The 7693-nt window shown below is 71.5% G+C and carries 2 protein-coding genes; both read right to left on the reverse strand.

The window, feature by feature from the left end:
* Positions 1-5: 5 nt before the first annotated feature.
* Entirely contained in the window at positions 6-2840 is a 2835-nt protein-coding gene (locus JGU66_35365) for a type I polyketide synthase (GenBank protein MBJ6766063.1), read from the reverse strand.
* Between the two features lie 21 nt (positions 2841-2861).
* A partial coding sequence (locus JGU66_35370; protein ID MBJ6766064.1) for a type I polyketide synthase occupies positions 2862-7693 on the reverse strand: 4832 nt, incomplete at its 5' end.

A 7693-nucleotide genomic window follows, 5' to 3' on the forward strand; every position in this document is an offset into this window, starting at 1 on the left:
CTCCGTCAGGGGGAGTCCTTCTGGAGTCCCAGCAGCGCCTGGACCTGCTCGTCCGAGAGCTGCTCCAGCATCTCGAGCTGCCCCGCCAGGGCATCCGCGTCCTCCGCCAGCGCGCCGACGAGCGTGTCCGCCACGCGGGGCGCGGGAGGGGGCGCGGGTTGCTCGAACCAGTAGCGGCTGCGCTGGAAGCAGCTCGTGGGGAGCACGACCTTGTCGCGGCGCTGGTCTCGATAGAGGTCCTTCCAGGAGACCTCCGCGCCGAGCGCCACGAGCCCTCCCAGGCAGGCCATGAGCGCCGCTCGGCCGTCCTGGTCCCCACGCATGGGGAAGACCTTGGACGGGTCTGAAACCCAGCGGAGTCGCTCGGCGAAGGGCACCCAGCCCGTGCCTGGCCCCAGCTCCACGCCACCGCTCAGCTCCTGCCGGCGCAGCGCCTCCACGACGGGGGTGAGTCGCGACAAGGCTCCGGCGCGCGCGCCCGACGACGGCCCCACGAGGAAGGAACACCAGGGCGCGCGGGGTTGAGCGTCACGGCTCGGTCTCGCGGCAGCGAGGAGCGCCTCACGCGCCGCGCCCCAGACCTCCGGGCTCCACGCGTGCGGTGTCTCGCGCAGCGCGAGCGACGCGCCTCGCTGACGCAGGTCGGCCGCAAGGGCTTCGACCTGCGCCCGTTCGCCCGAGAAGTGGCCGCGACCGTCCGCGGACACGCTCAGCCAGGTGACGTCGGGATGCAGGGCCAGCGTGGCTTCATGCGACTCGAAGGCTTCGAGCATCAGGGCGGCTCCGGGTGCGGAGCGCTCCAGACGGTCGGCCAGGGCCGCGACGTGGCGCATCCCCTCCTCCCACGACATCGCACCCGCCGCGCAGGCCGCCGCGAACTCGCCCGTGCCGAAGCCCGCGACGCATGCGGGCGTGATGCCCCAGTCCTTCCAGAGGCGCACGAGGCCGGCCTGCAACGCGAAGAGGCCCGGCAAGGCGAGGCGCGGTGGCAGCGCGGCGGACTCCTGGCCTCGCGCGGCGAGCAGCGCGTCGATGAGGGGCCGCCCCAACGCACTCTCGCAGCGCTGCACGGTCTCTCGGAACGCCGGCTCCGATTCCAGCAGGGCCCTGCCCCACTCCAGTCCTTCCCCGTTCGCGCCACCGAAGAGGAACGCGGGTCGGGGACGCTGCCTCCCGGTGCCCGCCCACCTCGCGGTTCCAGTCTCCGCGCCCTCCAGGAAGGCGGCGAGGCTTCGCCGCGCCTCGGAGGCGTTCGAGGCCACGAGCGCGAGCCGATGACTGAAGGCGACACGGCCGGTGTTCGCGGTGAAGCAGACGTTCGCGAACGCGGCCGGCGACACGTCGTCCGAGGAGAGCTGCGTCACGTACCGCTGCGCCAGCTCTCGCAGCGCGGGGGCCGTCCTCGCGGACAGCGTGAGGAGCTGCGTCGAGGGAAGGTCCGCCGCGGGCTCACCTTCGAGGACGGGGGCCTCTTCGATGAGCACGTGCGCGTTGGCGCCGTTGAAGCCGAAGGCGGTCACTCCCGCGATGCGCCGCTGCGAGCCTCGCGCCCAGGGCGTGGCTTCGCGGGTGACGCTCACGGGCAGCTCGCTCCAGCGGATGTTGGGATTCGGCGTCTCCAGGTTGAGGTGCGCGGGGAGTCGCTCGTGCTGGAGCGCGAGCACGACCTTGATGATGCCCGCGACGCCCGAAGCGCCCTCCGTGTGGCCGATGTTTGTCTTCACCGAGCCGACGAGCACGGGGTTGTCGCGCGTGCGCCCAGGACCGAAGACACGGCCGAGCGCCTCCATCTCGATGGGGTCGCCAATGGCCGTCCCTGTTCCGTGCGCCTCCAGGTAGCTGACCTGGGCGGGCTCGACGCCTCCGGACTGGAGCGCGGCCCGCATCACCTTGGCCAGCGCGGTTCCATTGGGGACCGTGAGGCCGCTGGACTGGCCGCTGTGATTCGTCGCGGAGCCTCGGACGAGCGCGAGGATGGGGTCACCATCCGCCAGCGCATCCGAGAGTCGCTTGAGGACGAGCATGCCGCAGCCTTCGCCTCGGACGAAGCCATCCGCGCCCGCGTCGAACGTGCTGCACCGCCCCTTCACGGAGAGCATCCGCATCGCGCAGTTCACCACGGAGGTGAGCGGCGAGAGGACCAGGCTGATGCCGCCCGCCAGCGCGAGGTCGCACTCGCGCGTGCGCAGGCTCTGACAGGCGAGGTGCACGCTCACCAGCGAGGACGAGCAGGCCGCGTCCACCGCCAGCGTCGGGCCTTGGAGCCCGAGGATGTACGCGAGCCGCCCCGCCGCGACGCTCAGCCCCGAGCCCGAGGCGGTGTGCAGGTCAATCTGCGTCGCGTCCTTCATCAGGTGCGAGAAGTCCTCGTTCATCATCCCCACGAAGACGCCGGTGGAGCTGCCCTTCAGGTCCGTCGCGGACAGGCCCGCGCGCTCCAGCGCCTCCCACGAGACCTCCAGGAGCAGGCGCTGATGGGGATCCATCCGCGCGGCCTCGCGAGGCGAGATACCGAAGAACTGTGGATCGAAGTCCTCCACGCCTTGGATGAACGAGCCGTGGCGCGTGTACATCTTCCCGGGCGTGCCCGGCGTGGGGTCGTAGTACGCGTCCACGTCCCAGCGCGACGCGGGGATGGTCGAGATGGCGTCACGCCCCTGGTCGAGCAGCTCCCAGAAGGACTCGGGCGTGTCCGCCCCACCGGGGAAGCGCAGGCCCATGCCGATGATGGCGATGGGCTCGCTCAGCGCGAGGGCCAGCTTGGGTTGGAGCTTGCGCGCCGCCAGCGCCAGCTTGAGCGGCGGCAACTCGGAGATGCGAGGCGAGGAATCCGTCGTCATGGGTGTCTTTCGAAGCGAGGCTCAGCGGGAGCGGCGCAGCATGGCCTGCACCTGCCCGTCATCCAGGTCGTCCACGTCCGCGAGCAGGGCGTCCACCTCCGCGTCCTCGGCGACCTTGCGCTCCTTCGAGGCGTCGCGCAGGCCGAGGACCTCGACCGCGAGGTGCTCGGTGAGCGCGTTCACGGTGGGATTGTCGAACGCCACGGTGGCGGGCAGAGAAGCCCCCAGGCTGCGCTGGAGGACGTTGCGCAGCTCCACGGACATCAGCGAGTCCATGCCGAGATCGAAGAAGCCCTGCGCGGGATCGAGCGGCTCGAGCGCGGGCCGGCCGAGCACGCCGTTCACCAGCGTGCCCACGTGGGCGCGCAGCGCGGCGCGGCGCTCATCGGGTGGCAGGCGATCCAGCTTCGCGCGCAGGTTCTCCACCGCCGCGGGCGCCGCGGGCTGGAGGAAGCTCTCGTAGAGCGGCAGTCGGCCATGGCGGCCCAGCACCTCCCAGTCCACCGGGAGGATGCCGAGCTGCCCTCGCAGGGACAGGGTTTGCTCCAGCACGCGCAGGCCATCCTCGGGAGGGATGACGCCGAAGCCGAGCATCTCCATGCGGCGTTGGAGCTGCGCCTCGGATGCCGCGCCCACTTCCGCCCAAGCCCCCCAGTTCAAGCTCAGGCCCGGCAGTCCGGAGGCGACGCGCAGGTGCGCCAGTCCGTCCAGGAAGGCATTGGCCGCGACGTAGCCCGCCTGCCCCGCCGAGCCGATCAACGAGGCCGCCGAGGAGAAGAGGATGAAGAAGTCCAGCTCCGTCTGGCGAAGCGCCTGATGCAGGTTCCACCCTCCGGCGACCTTCGAGGCGAAGACCGTCGCGAAGCGCTCGGGCGTCATCTGCATGAACAAGCCATCGTCGATGACGCCCGCCGCGTGCAGGACCCCGCGCAGGGGTGGACGGCCCTTCAGGCCCGCCTCCAGGCTCTGCTGAAGTGACTCCGCCCGCGACACATCGCACGCGAGGATTTGGACCTCCACGCCCCGCGCCTTCAATGCTTCGAGCCGCGCGCGCACCTCCACTGCGGGCTCTCGCCGTCCGAGCAGGAGCAGGTGCCGCGCGCCCCGCTCCGCGAGCCGCTCCACCGCGGCCCATCCCAAACCACCGAACGCGCCGGTGACGAGGTAGCTCGCGTCTGGGTTCAGCGTGGGCTCTGGCTCGGACATCGTCAGGCGGCGACTGCGCGCCAGGCGGGCCACGCGGCGAGACTCGCCTCGCCAGGCGACTTCGTCCTCGACACCGCTGCCGAACAGCTCGGCCTGGAGGTGTTCAACGTCGCGCTCGGAGGAGCGTGGATCCAGGTCCACGCGGCGGCAGTGAAGCTCTGGATGCTCGCGGGCGATGGCCTTGCCCAGGCCCCATACCGCCGCGCCGCCCAGGCTCTCCACCGACTCACGTTCCAGCACGGACTGCGCGCCGCGCGTCACCAGCCACAGGGACGTCGGCGCCTGCTTGTGCGCGCGGATGAGCGACTGCGCGAGCTTCAAGACCCGGGCGCTTTGCGCCAGGACCACGTCCGGCAGCGCCGCGCCTTGTGCCGCGTCCTCCACGCTCCACAGGTCAATGACATGCAGTGGCGACGTGGCATCCCGCTTCGCGAGCAACGCCTCGACGCGGGCCTCGTCGGTCTCCGTCGCCGTGGCGCCTCGTGCCGCGGTCACGGCACGCCAGCCCTTGGCTTCGAGCCGGTCGGCCAGGGCGCGTCCCAAACCCCGCTCGTCCGCGAGGATGAGACATTGCGCGGGCTCGGCCTGGGTCGTGGCCGTTGCGCGGGGACTCTCCCGCCAGGACAGCTCATAGAGCCAGTTGCGCAGGCGCTTGCCACGAGCGCCCAGGAAGCCCTCGCGCGTGACTCGCCGCAGACGCAGTCGCTCGACCTCCGCGACTCGCTCGCCCTCCGGCGTGAGCAACACGAGGTCGCAGGCGTACCCCGGTCCCGATGGATCCTCGGTGCGGGCCACCCTCGCGTGCACCCACACCTCTTTCGCGCCCGGGTTCCACACGCGCACGGGGCCGACTCCGGCGGGGAGATAAGCGGCCTCCGCCGACTCCTCCACCACGGCCCCCACCATCTGGAAGCACGCATCCAGGAGCGCGGGCGGCAAGGCGTAGCGCCCCGCATCCGCAACAGCCGTCCCCTCCAGGACGAGCCGCGCGAGCACCGCGCCTTCCCCACACCACAGGCCCCGGATGGCGCGGAAGCTGGGGCCATACGCGAGCCCCGCCCGCAGGAGCTTCGCGTAGTAGCCCTCGACGTCCACCTCGCGAACCAGTTCGCCTTGGAGCCGCGCGAGGTCCACGCGCGCCCCCGGTACGGCTGGGGCCGAGGACAAGCGACCGTGCGCGTGGAGTGTCCAGGTGGGCTCGGGCTCTCCCGGGGCTTCGTCCTGACTGAAGATCTCGAACCGCCCCGCGCGATCTCCCTCGGGGGTGTAGAGGAGCTGGAGGCGTCGCTCCGTCGCGTCCGCGAACAGGAGCGCCTGCGCGAACGTCACCTCGTCGAGCCGTGCGGGTCCGGCGCCCAGCAACGCGGTGCCAGCCGCGAGCCCCATCTCCACGTACGCCGCCCCTGGCATCACGACCTGACCGAAGACTCCGTGGTCGCGCAGGAACGCCGGCCGGGATGGCGCCACGAAGGACTCGAAGGCGCGCACCTGCCCTGGCGAAGCCTGACGACGCCCCAGCAAGGGATGACCCTGCTCGGTCCCCACGGTGTCCCTCGCGCGCGTTCCCTGTCGATCCCACTCCGTACCCGCTAGCTCCATCCAGTGCTTCCTCCGCTGAAAGGGATAGGTGGGAAGCGCCACCTTGCGCCGGTCCCACCCTTCATCGAGCCCCACCCACCGCACCGGTGCCCCGGCGACATAGAGGGACGCGAGTCCCTCCAGCAGCTGCTTCCAATCCGAGTGCTCGGGCCGAAGGCTGGCCACCCACTTCGGCCCTTCGCGCGGAATGCACTCCTGCCCCAGGGTCAGCAGCGTGGGACGAGGCCCCAGCTCCACGAAGCACTGGATGCCCGCGCGCTCCAGCGTCTCCATGCCGCGCGCGAACAACACGGGCTGACGCAAGTGGTCCACCCAGTACCGAGGCCGGGTCACCTCCTGCCCCGCCTCCTCCCCGCTCACGTTGGAGATGAGGGGAATGGACGGCGGCTGCAGCCGCACCTTCGCCACCGCGCGCTCGAACGCATCGAGGATGGGGTCCATCCGCGACGAGTGGAATGCATGCGAGACGCGCAGCAGCGTGCCCCGCTTGGCGTCGCGCGCCAGCTCCGCCAGACAGTCGCGGACCGTGTCGTCGTCACCCGAGAGCACCACGCTGCGCGGACCGTTGATGGCCGCGAGCGACACCCGTCCGCCGTGCTTGGACAGCAGCGCCTCCGCCGTCACCGCGTCGGTGGAGACCGCGGCCATGGCCCCACCCGAGGGAAGCGACTGCATCAGCCGGGCGCGCGTGGCGATCAGCTCCAGCCCCTCTTCCAGGGTGAAGACGCCGGCCACACAGGCGGCCACGAACTCACCCACCGAGTGCCCCATCACGGCGTCCGGCGTGATGCCCCACTGCATCCACACCTGGGCCAGCGCGTACTCGAGCGCGAACAGCGCGGGCTGCGTGAAGCCCGTCTCATCCAGCCGGGCCCGGGCGTGCTCGTCCCGTACCTCGGGATAGAGCAACGAGGTGAGGGATTGCCCCAGCATCGGGGCGAGCACCTCATCGCACCGGAGCAACGTGCGACGGAACAGCGGCTCGCTCCGGAACAGCTCCTCGCCCATGCCCAGCCACTGCGCGCCCTGTCCCGTGAAGAGGAAGGCGCACCGGGGAGTGCCCTCCTGCTTCCCCTGGAACATCGACGGCGCGGGCTGCCCCTGCTGGAACGCGCGGAGCTGCTCGCGCATCGCCTCGCGCGAGGCGCCGACCAACGCGAGCCGATGCCGGAAGTGGGTGCGGCCCGTGTTGGCGGTGAAGCAGACATCCTCCAGCGGCTCGGACGTCGGCGCGCTGAGCGCCTCCTCGTAGCGCTGGGCGAGCGTGTTGAGCGCCTCCGGACTCCGCGCGGACAGCGCCAGCACCTGGACGGGACGTGGATTCTGCTCAACCTCGCGCGGAGTCTCGGCGGGCGCCTCCTCGACGAGGACGTGCGCGTTGACGCCGCTCAGACCGAAGCCGCTGATGCCCGCCACCCGGGGCGTCTCTCCGGCCGGCCACGGGGTCAGCCGCGTGGGGATGGTGAGGCGCAGTCGGGCCCAATCCACCGCGGGGTTCGGCTGGCGCAGGTGCAGGTGGGGCGGCAGCTCGCCATGGCGCAGCGACAGCGCGACCTTGATGAGCCCGGCCGCGCCCGCCGCGGACTCCAGGTGCCCCAGGTTCGTCTTCACCGAGCCCACGCGAAGGAGCGCCTCGGGCCCGCGTCCCTCGCCGAGCACGGCATCCAAGGCGCGCAGCTCGATGGGGTCGCCCAGCGGCGTCCCCGTGCCGTGCGCCTCGATGTACTGGACATCCGCGGGCTTGAGCCCCGCCGAGTCGAGCGCCTTGCGCAAGAGCTTCTCCTGCGCGGGGCCGTGCGGCACGGTGAGTCCACCGCTCGGTCCGTCGTGGTTCACGGCCGAGCCTCGGACGAGGGCGAGGATCCGGTCCTTGTCGCGGCGAGCATCCGACAGCCGCTTGAGGACGAGCACGCCGCAGCCCTCGCCGCGCCCGTAGCCATTGGCCGAGGCGTCGAACGTCTTCGAGCGCCCGTCCGGCGCGAGGGCCCGCATCTTCGACAGGACGATGTTGTTGTCCGGATGGAGGATGAGGTTCACGCCGCCCGCGA

The sequence above is a fragment of the Myxococcaceae bacterium JPH2 genome (assembly GCA_016458225.1).
In the GTDB taxonomy this organism is placed as follows: Bacteria; Myxococcota; Myxococcia; order Myxococcales; family Myxococcaceae; genus Citreicoccus.

What these genes read in the sequence shown, in the direction of transcription:
- JGU66_35365 (MBJ6766063.1), bottom strand. Translation starts at nt 2,840, where the DNA reads ATGACGACGGATTCCTCGCCTCGCATCTCCGAGTTGCCGCCGCTCAAG.